This window comes from Pseudomonas sp. Pf153 (assembly GCF_001269775.1).
GTDB lineage: Bacteria > Pseudomonadota > Gammaproteobacteria > Pseudomonadales > Pseudomonadaceae > Aquipseudomonas > Aquipseudomonas uvaldensis.
Genome location: NZ_LHVL01000008.1, coordinates 95,789 through 112,911, shown reverse-complemented (window position 1 = coordinate 112,911; position 17,123 = coordinate 95,789). Strand labels below are relative to the sequence as shown.

14 protein-coding genes and 1 riboswitch are annotated in these 17,123 nt (G+C 62.2%); of the genes, 8 read left to right on the top strand and 6 right to left on the bottom strand.

Features of this window, described 5'->3' with window-relative positions; genetic code table 11:
- Positions 1-34 precede the first annotated feature (34 nt).
- From AD666_RS03475 to hldE, 4 genes are all read left to right on the top strand, one after another.
- Positions 35-1,207: an O-antigen ligase gene (locus tag AD666_RS03475; RefSeq protein ID WP_053147595.1), complete on the top strand. Its 1,173-nt coding sequence runs from the start codon at positions 35-37 to the stop codon at positions 1,205-1,207.
- 14 nt (positions 1,208-1,221) lie between these two features.
- Complete coding sequence (gene msbA, locus AD666_RS03470; protein ID WP_053147594.1) at positions 1,222-3,027, top strand: lipid A export permease/ATP-binding protein MsbA; 1,806 nt, start codon at positions 1,222-1,224, stop codon at positions 3,025-3,027.
- A 38-nt stretch (positions 3,028-3,065) separates the two neighbouring features.
- Positions 3,066-3,674, top strand: coding sequence for an adenylyl-sulfate kinase (gene cysC, locus AD666_RS03465; RefSeq protein WP_053147592.1), 609 nt, complete (start codon positions 3,066-3,068; stop codon positions 3,672-3,674).
- A gap of 91 nt (positions 3,675-3,765) precedes the next feature.
- Positions 3,766-5,187 carry a bifunctional D-glycero-beta-D-manno-heptose-7-phosphate kinase/D-glycero-beta-D-manno-heptose 1-phosphate adenylyltransferase HldE gene (hldE, locus tag AD666_RS03460; RefSeq protein WP_053147590.1) on the top strand — a complete coding sequence of 474 codons (1,422 nt, stop codon included), beginning with the start codon at positions 3,766-3,768 and terminating at the stop codon, positions 5,185-5,187.
- Between the two features lie 51 nt (positions 5,188-5,238).
- Here the strand turns inward: hldE and AD666_RS03455 are convergent, their stop codons facing one another.
- From AD666_RS03455 to AD666_RS03440, 4 genes are all read right to left on the bottom strand, one after another.
- Entirely contained in the window at positions 5,239-6,204 is a 966-nt protein-coding gene (locus tag AD666_RS03455; protein ID WP_053147588.1) for a hypothetical protein, read from the bottom strand.
- 33 nt (positions 6,205-6,237) lie between these two features.
- Entirely contained in the window at positions 6,238-7,050 is an 813-nt protein-coding gene (locus AD666_RS03450) for an aldo/keto reductase (RefSeq protein ID WP_053147586.1), read from the bottom strand.
- Complete coding sequence (locus AD666_RS03445) at positions 7,047-8,222, bottom strand: FAD-binding oxidoreductase (RefSeq protein ID WP_053147584.1); 1,176 nt, start codon at positions 8,220-8,222, stop codon at positions 7,047-7,049. Before AD666_RS03445 ends, AD666_RS03450 begins: the two co-directional genes overlap by 4 nt.
- 86 nt (positions 8,223-8,308) lie before the next feature.
- Positions 8,309-8,641 carry a multidrug efflux SMR transporter gene (locus AD666_RS03440; protein ID WP_053147582.1) on the bottom strand — a complete coding sequence of 111 codons (333 nt, stop codon included), beginning with the start codon at positions 8,639-8,641 and terminating at the stop codon, positions 8,309-8,311.
- A gap of 102 nt (positions 8,642-8,743) precedes the next feature.
- On the opposite strand from AD666_RS03440, the gene AD666_RS03435 reads away from it, so the two are divergent.
- Both AD666_RS03435 and waaA read left to right on the top strand, forming a co-directional pair.
- Entirely contained in the window at positions 8,744-9,634 is an 891-nt protein-coding gene (locus AD666_RS03435; RefSeq protein WP_053147581.1) for a LysR family transcriptional regulator, read from the top strand.
- 22 nt (positions 9,635-9,656) lie between these two features.
- The gene (gene waaA, locus AD666_RS03430; protein ID WP_053147579.1) at positions 9,657-10,931 is read left to right on the top strand and encodes a lipid IV(A) 3-deoxy-D-manno-octulosonic acid transferase; all 1,275 of its coding nucleotides are present in this window, start codon (positions 9,657-9,659) and stop codon (positions 10,929-10,931) included.
- A 144-nt stretch (positions 10,932-11,075) separates the two neighbouring features.
- On the opposite strand, the gene AD666_RS03425 is transcribed toward waaA, so the two are convergent.
- Positions 11,076-12,515 carry a TolC family outer membrane protein gene (locus tag AD666_RS03425; protein ID WP_053147577.1) on the bottom strand — a complete coding sequence of 480 codons (1,440 nt, stop codon included), beginning with the start codon at positions 12,513-12,515 and terminating at the stop codon, positions 11,076-11,078.
- 151 nt (positions 12,516-12,666) lie between these two features.
- Positions 12,667-12,772, top strand: a riboswitch (TPP riboswitch).
- A 160-nt stretch (positions 12,773-12,932) separates the two neighbouring features.
- On the opposite strand from AD666_RS03425, the gene thiC reads away from it, so the two are divergent.
- Positions 12,933-14,822, top strand: coding sequence for a phosphomethylpyrimidine synthase ThiC (gene thiC / locus AD666_RS03420; RefSeq protein WP_053147575.1), 1,890 nt, complete (start codon positions 12,933-12,935; stop codon positions 14,820-14,822).
- Positions 14,823-14,993: 171 nt separating this feature from the next.
- Complete coding sequence (cytX, locus tag AD666_RS03415; RefSeq protein ID WP_053147573.1) at positions 14,994-16,286, top strand: putative hydroxymethylpyrimidine transporter CytX; 1,293 nt, start codon at positions 14,994-14,996, stop codon at positions 16,284-16,286.
- Here cytX and AD666_RS03410 read toward each other — a convergent pair.
- Entirely contained in the window at positions 16,255-17,001 is a 747-nt protein-coding gene (locus AD666_RS03410; RefSeq protein ID WP_053147571.1) for an RsiV family protein, read from the bottom strand. The two genes, cytX and AD666_RS03410, sit on opposite strands and share 32 nt — an antisense overlap.
- Positions 17,002-17,123: the final 122 nt, after the last annotated feature.

Below are 17,123 nucleotides of genomic sequence, written 5' to 3'. Positions count from 1 at the left end.
CCGGTTTGGCGGGTGAGCCGTATTAGGAGCGAAGATGCAAGCGAGACGCTGGGCGCAGGGCTGGATGGCTTTTGGCTTATTATGGTTTTTGCTGGCAATCGCCCTGGCACCGACCAACAAGATTTATCAGCAGGGTCTGGTCGTCTTTGTCTGGTTACCGGTAATCGTGCTCGCCTGGCCGGCCCGTGATCGGCTGGCGCAGCTGTGGCATGCCCAACGTCTGATCTATACGACATTGCTTGCGCTGGCGATCTGGGCGCTGATTACCTTGCTCTGGGCTCACGCACCGGAGCCGGCGCGCGAAGCCAAGCGGTTGCTCTATATCCTGGCGTTTCTGCTGTTCTTCCCGATCCTGGCCGACGGGCAGCCAGATCGAGTGATTCGCATCATGCAGTGGGGAGGTGTTGGACTTGCGCTGACAGCCCTGATGGCAATCATTTATTTCTACGGAATCAAAAACAATCCCTGGGTGGCGCGCTTGGGGGGATTGGGCGAACTGGCCCATCCGATTCTGGGTGGCTATGTAATCGGACTGGCGGTGATCTGGATGCTGCACTGGATACCGCGTTCCATCGGATTTCAGATCGTCTATGGGGTGGCCCTCGCGTTGCTGGGCGTATTTGTCGTGATGAGCCAGAGTCGCGGTGCGGCGCTGGCCCTGCTACTCAGCGTACTGGCCATGCCGATCTACTGTCGGGACCGGCGCACCCGCTTTATCGCCGCGACGGCTCTGGTGCTCGCCATGTTGACCTTCTGGCTGCTCGAACCGTTGGTCCTGGCACGCGGTGCTTCCTACCGACCCGAAATCTTCATGTCGAGTCTGCGCATGATTGCCGAGCGCCCATGGGGTGGCCTGGGACTGGCGGGAGACTACCGGGTTTCCGTCGGCCGCATTTCCTTTGAACACGCGCACAACCTGTTCAGCCATGTCGCCATCCAGCTTGGTTTGCCGGGATTGGTGTTGTGGTGCATCGTCTGGTTCGCCGTGCTGCGAGAAGCCTGGCGGGCTCGCGAGACGCTGCTGGGCCGTGGCGTGCTCGGTATGTGGATATTCTCGTTCCTGGCGATGCAGTTCGACGCCGCGAGCCTGACCGGGACTCCGCGCGCCGAATGGTTCATCAGCTGGTTGCCGATTGGTTTGGCCGGCCTTTTGACCTGGACGCGGGTCATGCCGGATGGCTGTGATAAAATTCCGCGTTCTTCCTAACAGTGAGCTCTACGATGAGTGATGCACCGCCCAAAGCGGAACAGGATTCCAGCCTGAAAATCTATTTTCGGCTGCTGGGATACGTCAAACCCTACGTGGGCATCTTTTTGCTGAGTATCGTGGGTTTCGTCATATTTGCTTCCACCCAACCCATGCTGGCCGGGATCCTCAAATATTTCGTCGATGGCTTGAGCAACCCCGATGCGGTGCTCTTTCCCAACGTGGCGTACCTCAAGGACTTGAAATTGCTGATGGCGGTGCCATTGCTGATCATCCTGATCGCCGCCTGGCAGGGCCTGGGGTCGTTCCTGGGGAACTACTACCTGGCCCGGGTTTCCCTGGGGCTGGTACACGACTTGCGGGTGGAGCTGTTCAACAAATTGCTGGTGCTGCCCAACCGCTATTTCGACACCCACAATTCGGGGCATCTGATCTCCCGCATCACATTCAACGTGACCATGGTCACCGGTGCCGCGACCGATGCCATCAAGGTGGTAATCCGCGAAGGCCTCACCGTGGTGTTCCTCTTCGCTTACCTGGTCTGGATGAACTGGAAACTGACTCTGGTGATGCTGGCGATCCTGCCGCTGATCGCCTTCATGGTCAGCAATACCAGCAAGAAATTCCGTAAGCAGAGCAAAAAGATCCAGGTGGCCATGGGCGACGTGACGCACGTGGCGTCCGAAACCATCCAGGGCTACCGCGTCGTGCGCAGCTTCGGTGGCGAGGCCTACGAAGAGCAGCGCTTTGCCCAGGCCAGCCAGGGCAACACCGACAGGCAACTGCGCATGACCCGCACTGGCGCGGTCTATACGCCGATGCTGCAGTTGGTCATCTACACCGCCATGGCGGCCCTGATGTTCCTGGTGCTGTTCCTGCGCGGCGATGCGACGGCCGGCGATCTGGTGGCCTATATCACTGCCGCCGGCCTGCTGCCCAAGCCGATTCGCCAGCTTTCGGAAGTCAGCTCCACGATCCAGAAAGGCGTGGCTGGCGCCGAGAGCATTTTCGAACAACTGGACGTCGAACCGGAAGTCGACAACGGCACGGTCGAGCAGGAGCGCGTCAGTGGTCGCCTCGATGTGCGCAACCTGAGCTTCACCTACCCCGGCGCCGAGCGCGAGGTGCTCAAGGACATCAGCTTTACCGCGGCCCCCGGACAGATGATTGCGCTGGTCGGTCGTTCGGGCAGCGGCAAGTCGACCCTGGCGAGCCTCATCCCGCGCTTCTATCACCATGAAATCGGCCAGATCCTGCTCGACGACGTGGAAATCGAAGACTATCGCCTGCGCAATCTGCGCCGGCATGTTGCCCAGGTAACCCAGCATGTCACGCTGTTCAACGACACGGTGGCCAACAACATCGCCTACGGTGACCTGGCCGGCGCGCCCCGGGCCGACATCGAGAAAGCCGCCCGGGATGCCTATGCCATGGACTTCATCGAGCAGTTGCCCCAAGGGCTGGATACCGAAGTCGGAGAGAACGGTGTGCTGCTCTCCGGCGGACAGCGCCAACGCCTGGCCATCGCCCGGGCATTGCTCAAGAACGCTCCGCTGTTGATTCTGGACGAGGCTACCTCGGCGCTGGACACCGAGTCCGAGCGGCATATCCAGGCCGCGCTGGATCAGGTGATGAAAGGTCGCACGACACTGGTCATTGCCCACCGCCTGTCGACTATTGAAAAGGCTGATCTGATTCTGGTGATGGACCAGGGCCGCATCGTCGAGCGTGGCACCCACGGCGAACTGCTCGCCCAGAATGGCTACTACGCGCGTCTTCACGCCATGGGCCTGGATGCGCCCGCCCAGGATATCGCCTGATACGGAGTGCTGGCCGCGCGACTACGGGAGACTGGCTTATGGATGAGACGTCAAAGGTATCGATGCAACAGCCGCAGATCCGCCCCTGCGCGCTGGCGCTTACGCCCGGGGACCGGGCCACGCTGAAGTCTCAGCGCCCCTGTTGCATCTGGTTGACCGGGTTGTCGGGAGCCGGCAAGTCGACCCTGGCCAATGCGTTGGAAGTGCAGCTCAATCGGCAGGGCTTGCATACCAGTCTGCTTGATGGCGATAACCTGCGCCGGGGGCTGTGTCGGGACCTCGGAATGGACGATGAGGCCCGCAAGGAAAATGTCCGGCGCATTGCCGAAGTGGCACGGCTTATGGTCGATGCCGGCCTGATTGTCATCGTCGCGGCAATTTCGCCGTTCCGTGCCGATCGGGACGCGGCCCGGCGACTGTTTTCCCCGGACGAGTTCGTGGAAGTGTACGTGAGCACGCCTTTCGAGGTCTGCGCCGAGCGGGATCCCAAGGGGCTGTACCGCGAGGCGCGCGCTGGACGTATCAAGAATTTCACAGGGCTCGACAGTCCCTACGAAGCGCCCTTGGCGCCTGAATGCGAAATCAATACCTGCGAAGTGGAGTTGTCCCAGGCCTGCGACCGGCTTGCGGCCTTGCTGCCAACGTAATTAAAGGAGCGGCTTGCGACTGCCATGGACGAGCCTATCTCCACCCTGTGCTAATATCGCGCCCCTGTTCATTTTGTATGTGGGATGCTCCATGAAGTTGTCGATGCCGCGATTCGATCAAGCCCCTGTCCTGGTGGTCGGCGATGTCATGCTCGACCGCTATTGGCATGGCGGTACCTCACGGATTTCTCCCGAGGCACCGGTGCCGGTGGTCAAGGTCGAGCACATCGAGGATCGTCCCGGTGGCGCGGCCAACGTCGCGTTGAACATTGCCGCGCTCGGCGCCCCGGCCTCCCTGGTTGGCGTCACCGGCGACGACGAGGCCGCCGACAGCCTGGCCAATAGCCTCAAAGGCGCTGGCGTGCGGGCGAGATTCCAGCGCGTCGCGCATCAGCCGACTATCGTCAAGCTGCGGGTCATGAGCCGTCACCAGCAACTGCTGCGGATCGATTTCGAAGAACCGTTCGCCACCGATCCCCTGGCCCTGGGTGCCGAGGTCGACCAGATGCTCGATGGCATCAAGGTGCTGGTGTTGTCCGATTACGGCAAAGGCGCGCTGAAAAATCATCAGGCATTGATCCAGGCCGCCCGTGCCCGTGGTATTCCCGTACTGGCCGATCCCAAGGGCAAGGATTTTTCCATCTACCGTGGCGCGAGCCTGATCACGCCGAATCTCAGTGAGTTCGAAACCATCGTCGGCGGTTGTGTCGATGAGCATGAGCTGGTAAGCAAGGGCGCACAGTTGATGCAGGACCTGGACCTCGGTGCGCTGCTCGTGACCCGTGGCGAGCATGGCATGACCCTGCTGCGTCCCGATCACCCGGCCTTGCACCTACCGGCTCGCGCTCGGGAAGTGTTCGATGTGACGGGTGCTGGCGATACCGTGATTTCTACCCTGGCCGCGGCGATTGCCGCCGGCGAGGAACTGCCTCATGCAGTGGCCCTGGCGAACCTGGCGGCGGGCATCGTCGTCGGCAAGCTCGGTACGGCGGCCATCAGTGCCCCGGAACTGCGTCGCGCCATCCAGCGTGAAGAAGGCTCCGAGCGAGGCGTGCTCGGCCTGGAGCAGTTGCTGCTGGCGGTCGACGATGCGCGTGCCCATAACGAGACCATCGTGTTCACCAACGGCTGCTTCGACATCCTGCATGCCGGCCACGTGACCTACCTCGAGCAGGCCAGGGCTCAGGGCGATCGCTTGATCGTTGCGGTCAATGACGATGCTTCCGTGAGCCGTCTCAAGGGGCCGGGGCGTCCGATCAACAGCGTCGACCGACGCATGGCTGTCCTGGCCGGTCTTGGTGCGGTGGATTGGGTGATCAGCTTCAGCGAAGGCACACCGGAAAACCTGCTGCGCGAGGTCAAGCCGGATGTGCTGGTGAAAGGCGGCGATTACGGGATCGACCAGGTCGTGGGGGCGGACATCGTCACCGCGTACGGCGGTACCGTGAAAGTGCTGGGGTTGGTGGAAAACAGCTCGACGACCGCGATTGTGGAAAAAATCCGCAATAACTGAAGTGCTCCGCAGACGGATCGATGGGAGCGTGGCTCCCACTGATCCATTCTTCTAACGGGCCGCCTTGCGCGGCACGATCTTCTTGAGCAATTGCCGGGCCTTGCCCTTCAATAGCGTCAGCCCGGACTCCTTGCCCACTGGCGTCAGCCCTTGCTGGCGCAGCCAGTCCTTCCAACGAATCCGTTCATCTCGCACCAGCCAGCCGTCCTGCCTGGCAAAACTTTCCGCCAGGTACAGCCCTCGGGTGCTGGCGGGATACAACTGGTCTTTTTTCAGGGTGTACAACTCGGGCAAGGGCTGCCCGTCGTGCAGTGGCATCAGGTAAAGATCGGGGCGCTTGCGATCCAGCCTCGCAACCAGTTGGTCGCCTTCCAGGCGCTCATCGACATGAAACAGGCTCAGCGACTTGGCTTCCCTGGGCACATCCAGGCGCAAATCGTAGATCAGCTGCAGCGATGCCGTCGGCAGATGCACATAGGCCCGTGGCCGCTCGATCAACTGCAGGTTGGCGCTACGCACCGGGCGCGCCGAACCGGACAGCGGGGCCAGGCGAAACGGCAAGGCTTCGCGATAATGCAAGGCGGCGGCGTAGGGGGCCGGCAGCCAAGTGTCGTTGAAGCGTCCGCCAAGCCAACCTTCGGGGGTTTCCAGGAGACACTCCTCCGCCACTTCCTGAATGGCGGTGAGCAGCGGCAGGTTCAGTTCGTGAGCCGGGACGTAGCCGGAAATCAGCTTGAGCACTACATCGCCGCGATCCTGCCGTCGCTGGCGCACCAGCACCCAATAATCACGGTTCTGCCAATGCAGGGTCAGACGCACCGAGACCCCCAGGTTTGCCAACTCCAGGGAGAAGCGTTCGGCATCGGCGACCGTTACGGGACGGCGGCGTTGCAAAGTCTGGGCAAAGTTCAGCGGCATCCCGACGCTCTGGTACGTGAGGCCTTCGGGTGTCGCTTCGACGAACAGGGGCAGGGTCTTGAAGTTGCTGGGGTTTTTTCTGATAAGCGTACGCGGCATGTCGGCTCCTGCTTCATACCGCGAAATGCGGTGTCAGTTTTCTCGTAGGACCGTGGCGACGGTCGCGACGTTATGGGCGAGGTGCAGCGGATTGATGGTGCCGACAATAGCACTGGCGACACCCGGATGCGCAAACAAGAGTTCGAAACTGGCGCGGACCGGATCCATCCCCGGGGTCAGGCAGACATGGCCGCTGGCCAATGCCTTTTTCACCAGGATCGCCTTGCCGTGATCGTTAGCGTAGTCAATGACCGCTTTCTCGCTGCGTTCGTTCAAGTTGTAAGTCACCATCGCGCAATCGCCTTGCTCCAGCGCCTTCAGGCCACCGTCGACGGTTTTGCCGGAAAAGCCGAAACCACCGATCTTGCCCTCGCGCTTGAGGGCCGCGAGGGTCGGGTAGACCTCGCTGTCGTTGAGGATCGCCAGGTCGTTGCCATCGGAATGCACCAGTACCAGGTCGATGTAATCGGTTTCCAGGCGCTGGAGGCTGCGCTCCACCGAAAAGCGGGTGTGGGCGGCGCTGAAATCGTGGCGCGACTGACCGTTGCTGAACTCTTCGCCGACCTTGCTGACAATCACCCAGTCCTGGCGTTGGCCACGCAACAGTGGGCCGAGACGTTCTTCGCTGCGGCCGTAGGCCGGCGCGGTGTCGATCAGGTTGATGCCCAGGTCGCGCGCCAGTTTGAGCAACATGCGCGCTTCGTCATCATCGGGAATCCGGAAACCGTTGGGGTATTTGACGCCTTGATCGCGACCTAGCTTGACAGTGCCCAGGCCCAAGGGCGAAACCATCGGGCCACCATGGCCCAGCGGGCGGTGGAGATCGTGCAGGGTTGGCTGGCTCATGGCAGCAATTGCTCCCAGGCAGGTACGCCCATGGGTGGTTTCGGCAGGTCCGGCAGTGGGGCCGGATGGCTTGGCACGATGCCGTCTCGTTGCAGTGACGCGATCACCCGGTCGGCAAAATCCGGAGCCAGGGCCAGCTTGGTCGGCCAACCCACCAGCAGGCGGTTCTGCTCGGCCAGGAAGGCATTGTCCGGACGGGTCAAGCCCGATTGCAGTGGTTCGGCACGATCCACTCGCAGCGTGGCCCATTGTGCCGTGCTGAGATCGATCCAAGGCAGCAATTGACCGAGCTCCTTCTGGGCCGTGGCGATTTGCGCGGCGGAGTCGCGGGCCACGCCATCGGCTTCGGCAATGTCGCCACCCAGGTACCAGACCCATTGGCCATCAGCGGCCGGGTGCGTGGTGACCGTGATGCGTGGCTTGGGGCCGCCCCCGAGGCAGTGGGCGTAAAGTGGCTTGAGGCTGGGGCCCTTGACCAGGACCATGTGCAGCGGCCGGCGCTGCATGGCCGGCTGATCGAGGCCCAGGGCGGCAAGCAGGTCGGCGGTGCCGGCCCCGGCGCTCAGTACGATGCGTTGGGCGCGGATCTCACGGTCGTCAACCATCAGACCCACCAGTTCGTCGCGTTCGCGCAGCGGTTCGATGCGCTGACCGGCGAGCAGTCCATCGCCGGCCAGTTCTGCCAGGCGCGCGATCAGGCTGGGGACATCCACCACCAGTTCTGCCAGGCGATAGACCTTGCCCTTGAAGCGTTTGTCCTGCAGGGCTTCGGGCAGTTGCTCGCCCTTGACCTGATCGACGCGCCCACGCACGGCCTTACTGGCAAAGAAGCTGGTGAGGTTGCCGGCCAGGGTGCCGGGCGACCACAGGTAATGGGCTTCCGACAGCAGCCGCACGCCCGACAGGTCCAACTCGCCGTCGCCGCTCAGGGCTTGGCGCCAGCGGCGCGGCATGTCGGCGATGGCTTCCGAGGCCCCGGTCAGCGCGCCATGCAGCGCGTACTTGGCGCCGCCATGAATGATGCCCTGGGACTTGACGCTCTGCCCGCCACCCAGGCTGGCGCTTTCCACCAGTACAGTCGAGAAACCCTGGCGGCGCAGGCGTGCGTTCAGCCAGAGGCCGGCGACTCCGGCGCCGACTATCAGCACGTCGGTGGAAATAACGGATGGCATGCAGCGACCTCGGAGCGGATAAAGCTGCAAGTTTCAAGCTTCAAGCTTCAAGTTACAAGCCAGAGCGTCAGCCTGTGCTTGCAGCTTCAATGCCCTGCCGTTTTCGAAAAAAGCTGGATCACCACAACCCCCAACACAATCAGCGCCATTCCCAGCATCGCCGGCACGTCCAGCTTCTGCCCGTAGAGGAACAGGGCGGCGACACTGACCATCACGATACCCAGCCCGGCCCAGACCGCATATGCCACGCCCACCGGAACGGTGCGCACCACCAGGGTGAGCATCCAGAAGGCGGTAGCGTACCCGACGATGACCAGTAACAGCGGCAGCGGCGTGCTCAACCCTTTGATCGCTTTCATGGAAACGGTGGCAATCACTTCGGCGCAGATGGCGATGGCCAGGTAGTAGTAGGCGTTCATGGGCGATTCCTCGTGGTCTGATGCGCTTTCGATGGGATCATTCTAGGGAACGCCCAGATGGGGTAAAGTCATTACCTATCTGTATTCTAGATGGGTTGGGCAATGAACGTTCAGTGGAACCTGGAGCAATTGCGGCTGTTTGTCGGCGTCGCCGAGAAGCGTTCGTTTTCGGCCGTGGCCCGGGATCAGCGCAAGGCCCAATCGGCTATCAGCAGCGCGATTGCCATGCTGGAAACCGACCTGGGGGTGAGCTTGTTCGAGCGCAGCAGCGGTCGTCAGCCAAAGCTCACCGAAGCCGGGGAGGCGCTGCTGGAAGAGGCGCGGGAAGTGCTGCGCCAGTGCGAGCGCCTCAATGGCCGGGCCCTGGCCCTGATGCGGGGACAGGAAGCACGGCTGCGCCTGGCCCAGGACGAAGCGATGCCTTACCAGCCGGTTATTGACAGCCTGGCGGCCCTGGCCGAGCGATTTCCCACCCTGGAAGTGCAACTGGCCAGCGCCGCCCAAGGTGATGTGGCGCGCAAACTCGTGGAGCGCCGTGCCGACCTTGGGCTGTTGTTTCGTCATGACCAGATTCCCGACGCGCTGGAGCGCCGAGTGCTGGGCAGTGTCGAGATGGTGACGGTGTGCGGGCGCGACCACCCCATGGCGGCGCTCGACTACGTCAGTTGCCTGGAAATGGCCCGGCACCGGCAGTTGCTCATGGCGACCCAGTCCAGTGTTTATCCCGGCAGCGAGCAGGCCAGCCCGCACGTCTGGCGCGCCGACAGTTTCTATGTCCTGGCCGAATGGTTGAGGAGTGGCCTGGGTTGGGCCTGGCTGCCACGCCACGTGGTGCAATACCCGGCGTATCAGGGAGAGATGATCGAACTCAACAGCGAATGGACCCCGCCGGCTCTGGTGGTGGAGCTGGTCTGGCGTCGCGACGAACCCCTGGGCCCGGCCGGACGCTGGCTGGCGGAACGTTTTGCCGTGCAGTTGCAGGCGATCGGCTGAAAACCCGATAAACTCCGCCGCCATGAACAGAACTCTCTATAGCGCATTGTTTTACCTGGGGCTGCCACTGGTAGCGATTCGGCTGTGGCTGCGGGCTCGCAAGGCGCCGGCGTATGCCCGGCGCATCGGCGAGCGATTCTCCTGGGGGCTGCCGGTCATGGTGCCGGGTGGCATCTGGGTCCATGCCGTGTCGGTGGGCGAAAGCATTGCCGCCGCGCCGATGATCCGTGCCTTGCTGCAACGTTATCCACAGTTGCCGATCACCGTCACCTGCATGACGCCTACGGGGTCGGAGCGAATCCAGGCGTTGTTCGCCAACGAGCCGCGTATCCAGCATTGCTATCTGCCTTACGACTTGCCCTGTGCCGCAAAGCGTTTCCTCGACCGGGTTCGCCCGACGCTGGCGGTGATCATGGAGACCGAGTTGTGGCCCAATCACATCCATCAGTGCGCCAGGCGGGGTATTCCCGTGGCCTTGGCCAACGCCCGGTTGTCGGAACGCTCGGCGCGTGGCTACGGGCGCTTTCCGAGGCTTACCCGGCCGATGTTGGCCGAGATGAGCTTGTTCGCCGTCCAGACCGACGCCGAGGCCGAGCGTTTCCGTCAACTGGGTGCCCGTGACGAAACCATCGCGGTGACCGGTTCCATCAAATTCGACCTGACCATCGACCCGCAACTGCTCGAAAGCGCCAGCGCCCTGCGCCGACAATGGCAGGCGACGGAGCGTCCGGTGTGGATTGCCGCAAGCACCCATGAAGGCGAAGACGAAGTGGTGCTGGCCGCCCACCGCCGATTGCTCGCCAGCTATCCCGATGCGTTGCTGATCCTGGTGCCCCGTCATCCCGAGCGTTTCGACTCGGTGTACCGACTCTGTGAAAGCGAAGGCTTTGCCACGATCCGCCGCTCCGGAGCCCAGCCGGTGACTGCGCAGTCCTCGGTGCTGCTGGGCGACACCATGGGCGAGCTGTTGTTTCTTTATGCGCTGGCCGATAGCGCGTTCGTCGGTGGCAGTCTGGTGCCCAACGGCGGACACAATCTGCTGGAGCCGGCGGCGCTGGCCAAGCCTGTGCTGAGTGGCCCACACCTGTTCAACTTTCTTGAAATCGCCGCGCAACTGCGCGCCGCCGGGGCCTTGCAGGAAGTCGAGGATGCCGAAAGCCTGGCCCTGGCTGTGCAACGCCTGTTCGAACTGCCCCGCGATGCCCAGCGTATGGCCGAGGCGGGGCTTGCGGTGATGCGTACCAATCAGGGGGCGCTGCAGCGGTTGCTGGATGGGTTGGGGCGGTTGATCGACTGACGGTCAGTGGGAGCAAGACCTGTGGGAGCAAGGCTTGCCCGCGATGGATGCAACCCGGTCTTTGCTCAAACCGCAGTGTTTGCATCGCGAGCAAGCTTTGCTCCCACAGGCATGGATTCCTCCAGCCTCGTTCCTATAGGTTTTTCACTGAGCCGGCCTTGAGCGCAGTTGCTCCGCCGCTGCCTGCGCCAGGTCCGGTGGCAGGAAGTCCTTGTCCGGGTTGTAATCAGGCTTGAGGTAGCGCGACAGGTCCTGCAAGTCGGCCGGGCTCAGGGTGCCGGCGGCTTGCTTGAGGCGCAGGTTATCGAGGATGTAGTCGTAGCGGGCGTTGTTGTAGTTGCGCACCGAGGTGTACAGCTGGCGCTGAGCGTCGAGCACATCGACGATATTGCGCGTGCCCACCTGATAACCGATTTCCGTGGCTTCCACCGCGCTCTGGTTCGAAATGATCGACTGGCGTCGGGCCTGGACCTGCTCAACATCGGTGTTCACCGCTCGATGCAGGTTGCGGGTGTTCTCCACTACCTGCCGGCGTAGGCCTTCGCGCTGCTGTTCGGTCTGGGTCAGTTGCGAGTAGGACTCGCGGACCTGGGAGCTGGTCAGGCCGCCGCTGTAGATGGGGATGTTCAGTTGCAGGGCCAGGGTGCGCTGCTCGACATCGCCACCATACGGCCGGCCAATCGGGTTCGGATTACTGAAGCCCAGCGCATCGTTGTCGCCTTTCTCATATTTCGCCACGGCATCGAGGGTCGGAGCGTGACCGGCCTTGCGCTGGCGCAGGGTGTCTTCGGCGGCGTCGACGGCATGGTTGCTGGCCAGCAGGTTGAGGTTCTGTCTGGCGGCAGTGTCCACCCAGGCTTTGGCGTCGTTCGGGGTCGGTGGCAGGATTGGCAACGTGTGGACGATGCCCTGGATCGAGTTGTACTGACGGTTGGTCAGGGTGATCAGCGCTTCGAACGCATCCTCGACCTGGCGCTGGGCGAGGATCCGGTTGGCCCGCGCGGTATCGTAGCTGGCCTGGGATTGCAGTACGTCGGTCTTGTCCGACAGGCCCACGTCGAAGCGCTCGTTGGACTGGTCGAGCTGGCGCTTGAACGCTGCTTCCTCGGCCTTGGTCGAGGCCAGGTTGTCCTGGCTTCGCAGCACATTGAAATAGCTCTCGGCGCTCTGCAGGATCATGTTCTGTTCGGTGGCGGACAATTGCAGCGCCGCTTGTTCGTTCACCGACTTGGCAGCCTGGAACTGGAACCAGCGGTCGGCACGGAACAGCGGCTGGGACAGCGTCGCCTGGTATGAACGGGCACTGCGGGTAGCGATGGCGGCGGGCTGATCGATATCGGTGCGAACGTTGGCGACTTCTGCGCCGCCGGACAGGTTGGGCAACAACCCGGCGCGGGCCTGGGGCACCACTTCTTTCTGAGCTCCGTACTGGGCACGGGCGGCGGCCAGGTCGGCGTTGTTATCGACTGCTTCCTGGTACACGCTCACCAGATCGGTTCTGGTGGATAAGGGCGCTTCGGCAGCCCAGGCCATTCCGTTGGACGCACAAGACACGGCGAGGGCCAGTGAGAGTTTGCGCAGCATGAGGCGATCCCTAGACAAATGAGTGCGCACAAAAGGCGCGGCGTAGCGAGTGTAGTTGTGCGCACGCACGGCAACAATCCTGTATTTGCGCCATTCATCACGCCTTTTGCCGCGGCGATGGCGTTCTCTCGTGGTTGTGTCTAGACTGGCCGGGTTCTTGTCGGGGTGCCTTGCTATGAGGCTGAGATCGAATAATTTCGGATCCCGTTGAACCTGATCAGGTTAGCGCCTGCGTAGGGAACAAGATTTCTCGTCACCCGGCGAGTCCTCTTGTGCTTCGTCCGGGGTATTGTTCGACAATCGAACACGTCTTGCATCAAGCACAGCATCCGCACAACCGTGCCGGGATGCGTCCATTCGTAACAGGTTCGCTCCGACAAAAATCCACTGCCTGGATGTGTGTCTGGAGAGCCCGTGATGACGACAAAATCAAAAAACGCGATCAACCTCAGTGATTCGGCCCAGGTCGATCAGCAATCGGTTCAGCCCTTTACCCGCTCGCAAAAAATCTACGTCCAGGGCAGCCGCCCGGACATCCGCGTGCCCATGCGCGAGATCAGCCTCGACGTGACCCCCACCGACTTCGGCGGCGAGATCAACGCGCCAGTGACCGTGTACGACACTTCGGGTCCCTACACTGATCCGAACGTGATCATCGATGTGCGCAAAGGCCTGGCCGACGTGCGCTCGCCGTGGATCGAAGCCCGTGGCGACACCGAGCGCCTGGCGGGCCTGAGCTCCAACTTCGGCCAGCAGCGCCTGGCCGACCCCGAACTGACCAAGCTGCGCTTCGCCCACGTCAATAACCCGCGTCGCGCCAAGCCGGGCGCCAACGTCAGCCAGATGCACTATGCGCGCAAGGGCATCATCACCGCCGAGATGGAATACGTCGCCATCCGCGAAAACATGAAGCTGGAAGTAGCCCGCGCAGCCGGACTGCTGGACCAGCAACACGCCGGCCACAGCTTCGGCGCCAGCATCCCGAAGGTCATCACCCCGGAATTCGTGCGTGACGAAATCGCCCGTGGCCGTGCGATCATCCCGGCCAACATCAACCACACCGAACTGGAACCGATGATCATCGGCCGCAACTTCCTGGTGAAGATCAACGGCAACATCGGCAACAGCGCCCTGGGTTCGTCCATCGAAGAAGAAGTGGCGAAACTGACCTGGGGCATTCGCTGGGGCTCGGACACGGTGATGGACCTGTCCACCGGCAAGCACATCCATGAAACCCGCGAGTGGATCATCCGCAACTCGCCGGTACCCATCGGCACCGTGCCGATCTACCAGGCCCTGGAAAAAGTCGGTGGCGTGGCCGAAGACCTGACCTGGGAGCTGTTCCGCGACACGCTGATCGAACAGGCCGAGCAGGGCGTCGACTATTTCACCATCCATGCCGGCGTGCTGCTGCGCTATGTACCGATGACCGCCAAGCGCGTCACCGGCATCGTCAGCCGTGGCGGTTCGATCATGGCCAAGTGGTGCCTGGCGCACCACAAGGAAAACTTCCTCTACACCCATTTCGAAGACATCTGCGAAATCATGAAGGCCTACGACGTCAGCTTCTCGCTGGGCGATGGCCTGCGTCCGGGCTCGATTGCCGACGCCAATGACGAAGCGCAGTTCGGCGAGCTGGAAACCCTCGGCGAGCTGACCAAGATTGCCTGGAAGCACGACGTGCAATGCATGATCGAAGGCCCGGGCCACGTGCCGATGCAATTGATCAAAGAGAACATGGACAAGCAGCTCGAATGCTGCGACGAGGCGCCGTTCTACACCCTTGGCCCGCTGACCACCGACATCGCGCCGGGCTACGACCACATCACTTCCGGTATCGGCGCGGCAATGATCGGCTGGTTCGGCTGCGCCATGCTCTGCTACGTGACGCCGAAAGAACACCTGGGCCTGCCGAACAAGGATGACGTGAAGACCGGGATCATCACCTACAAGATCGCCGCTCACGCCGCCGATCTCGCCAAAGGTCACCCCGGCGCGCAGATCCGCGACAACGCTCTGAGCAAGGCGCGCTTCGAATTCCGTTGGGAAGACCAGTTCAACCTCGGCCTGGACCCGGACACCGCCCGCTCGTACCACGACGAAACCCTGCCGAAGGACTCGGCCAAGGTGGCGCACTTCTGCTCGATGTGCGGACCGAAGTTCTGCTCGATGAAAATCACCCAGGAAGTCCGGGAGTACGCGGCCAACCAGCGCATCGAAGCGGTGGATGTGGACGTCGCCCAGGGGATGGCCGAGCAGGCCGAGCGGTTCAAGCAGGAAGGCAGTCAGCTTTACAAGAAAGTGTGATGTAGGGCTGAGGGCGATGGTGATCTCGCCGCCGTCTTCGCGAGCAAGCCCGCTCCCACAGTGGATTGCTGGTGTGCACCGAAGGTGTGTTCACAGCAGGTTCACTGTGGGAGCGGGCTTGCTCGCGAAAGCGATTATCAAAACGACAAATATTCTGCAGAGATAACCCCCTTGAACATCCAACCCAGCACTTACTCCCCAGACACACCAGTCCCCCTGGACAAACGCGTCTTCGGCGCCCGAGATCTGTTCTCCCTCTGGTTTTCCCTGGGCATCGGCCTCATGGTCCTGCAAGTCGGCGCCTTGCTTGCGCCGGGCCTCGGGCTGAGCGGTTCGTTGCTGGCGATTTTCCTCGGCACGTTGGTGGGCGTCCTGCTACTGGCGGCCGTTGGCGTGATCGGCAGCGACACCGGCCTGTCGGCCATGGCCGCCCTCAAACTCAGCCTCGGCAGCAAAGGCGCGAGCGTGCCGGCGGTGTTGAATCTGTTGCAACTGATTGGCTGGGGCTCGTTCGAAATCATCGTCATGCGCGACGCCGCCAGCCTGCTCGGCGCCCGGGCTTTCAGCGAAGACAGCCTGGGCGCGAACCCGCTGCTGTGGACCTTGTTCTTTGGCGCGCTGGCGACCTTGCTTGCCGTGAGTGGACCGCTGACGTTCGTGCGCAAAGTGCTGCGCAAATGGGGTATCTGGTTGCTGTTGGGGGCTTGCCTGTGGCTGACCTGGAACCTGTTCGCCAAGGCCGACCTGGCGGCATTGTGGGCTCGGGCGGGCGACGGCTCGATGTCACTGGCGGTGGGATTCGATATCGCGATTGCCATGCCTTTGTCGTGGTTGCCGCTGATTGCCGACTATTCACGTTTCGGCAAGCGCGCCACAAATGTCTTCGGCGGCACCGCCCTGGGCTTTTTCATCGGTAACTTCTGGCTGATGAGCCTGGGCGTCGCCTACACCCTCGCCTTTGCGCCAAGCGGTGAGGTCAATGCATTGCTGCTGGCCCTGGCGGGCGCCGGATTGGGCATTCCGTTGCTGTTGATTCTGCTGGACGAATCGGAAAACGCCTTTGCCGACATTCATTCGGCGGCGGTGTCCAGCGCAATGCTGTCGGGGGTGAAGGTCGAGCACCTGGCCTTGGCCATTGGTGTCATCTGCACGCTGATCGCCTGCTTCGCGCCGTTGGCGCAGTACCAGAACTTCCTGTTGTTGATCGGCTCAGTGTTCGCGCCGCTGTTCGGGGTGGTGCTGGTGGATCATTTCATCCTGCGCAAGCGCAGCGGCCAAGTGGCTTCGACTGCGTTGCGCTGGCCGGCGCTGCTGGCGTGGTTGGGCGGAGTGAGTACTTATCATCTGCTCGCCAACGTCTATCCGGACGTTGGCGCAACCCTGCCATCGCTGGTCCTGGCAGGGTCGCTGCAACTGGTGCTGGGCCGGGCGTTCAGCTACGGCCGGGAAACAGCTCGGGCTTGAGGATGCCGTTGAGGCGCGGGTAAGGAATCTTCAATTCGATATGACCCAGGGCGTAGGGCGCGATGGTGCTCGTTTCGTACTTGAGGATCACCCCGCCGTAGGTCAGCGCCACGTTCTGGGTTTTCTTGAAGGGCCACTGCTTGATGAACTCGGGCTCCTGATCCAGTTTGGTGCTGATCAGCCAACTGTTGTGGGCGACCTGGACGGCTTTCCAGAAGGCCTCTTCCTGACCCGGTAGCAACATGTCCGACAGGGTCAGCACTTTATGTTGCTGGCGCGAGTAGTTGATGAAACCGCGCCCCGGCGTTCCGTGCTCGCCGCCGGTGGCCAGATAGCTGGAAAGCTCGATGATCACCAGTCCGTCATGTTGCTCCCGTACCTTGGCCTGCAAATAGCTGCTGGTGCCAGGGGCGGCGCTGCGCAGGAATTGCTCGCGGTAGGCTGTCAATGTCGGCGCCACCGGAGCATCGGAAGTGGTACGCGTCATTTCCAGCAGGCGTTTTTCGATGATGCCATCCAGGGCCGGCTCGGCGGGAAAGCGCAGGGTATCGATGTTCACCAGGGGGCAGTCGGTGCTGGCGCAACCGGGTTGCAGTTGCTCGGAGGCATCGCGGGTGCTCTCCAGCGGGGCGCGATAGTTGGGCTGGAACAGGCTTTGACAAGCGCCCAGGGCCAGGGCGACGAGGGCCACTGAAACGAATTTGAAAAGCGACATGGGTGTCCTTCATGAAACTGGGAAAGGCGGAAAGCTCCCCGCTTCGACTGCCAGCAGGGCAATCAGTTCGCCACTAAACTCATTAGAATTCTTTCACCCCCTGCCGTCCATCCCGGTGAGAG

Coding starts and splice junctions, on each gene's coding strand:
- AD666_RS03475 (WP_053147595.1), top strand. CDS start 35: ATGCAAGCGAGACGCTGGGCGCAGGGCTGGATGGCTTTTGGCTTATTA.
- msbA (WP_053147594.1), top strand. CDS start 1,222: ATGAGTGATGCACCGCCCAAAGCGGAACAGGATTCCAGCCTGAAAATC.
- cysC (WP_053147592.1), top strand. CDS start 3,066: ATGGATGAGACGTCAAAGGTATCGATGCAACAGCCGCAGATCCGCCCC.
- hldE (WP_053147590.1), top strand. CDS start 3,766: ATGAAGTTGTCGATGCCGCGATTCGATCAAGCCCCTGTCCTGGTGGTC.
- AD666_RS03455 (WP_053147588.1), bottom strand. CDS start 6,204: ATGCCGCGTACGCTTATCAGAAAAAACCCCAGCAACTTCAAGACCCTG.
- AD666_RS03450 (WP_053147586.1), bottom strand. CDS start 7,050: ATGAGCCAGCCAACCCTGCACGATCTCCACCGCCCGCTGGGCCATGGT.
- AD666_RS03445 (WP_053147584.1), bottom strand. CDS start 8,222: ATGCCATCCGTTATTTCCACCGACGTGCTGATAGTCGGCGCCGGAGTC.
- AD666_RS03440 (WP_053147582.1), bottom strand. CDS start 8,641: ATGAACGCCTACTACTACCTGGCCATCGCCATCTGCGCCGAAGTGATT.
- AD666_RS03435 (WP_053147581.1), top strand. CDS start 8,744: ATGAACGTTCAGTGGAACCTGGAGCAATTGCGGCTGTTTGTCGGCGTC.
- waaA (WP_053147579.1), top strand. CDS start 9,657: ATGAACAGAACTCTCTATAGCGCATTGTTTTACCTGGGGCTGCCACTG.
- AD666_RS03425 (WP_053147577.1), bottom strand. CDS start 12,515: ATGCTGCGCAAACTCTCACTGGCCCTCGCCGTGTCTTGTGCGTCCAAC.
- thiC (WP_053147575.1), top strand. CDS start 12,933: ATGACGACAAAATCAAAAAACGCGATCAACCTCAGTGATTCGGCCCAG.
- AD666_RS03410 (WP_053147571.1), bottom strand. CDS start 17,001: ATGTCGCTTTTCAAATTCGTTTCAGTGGCCCTCGTCGCCCTGGCCCTG.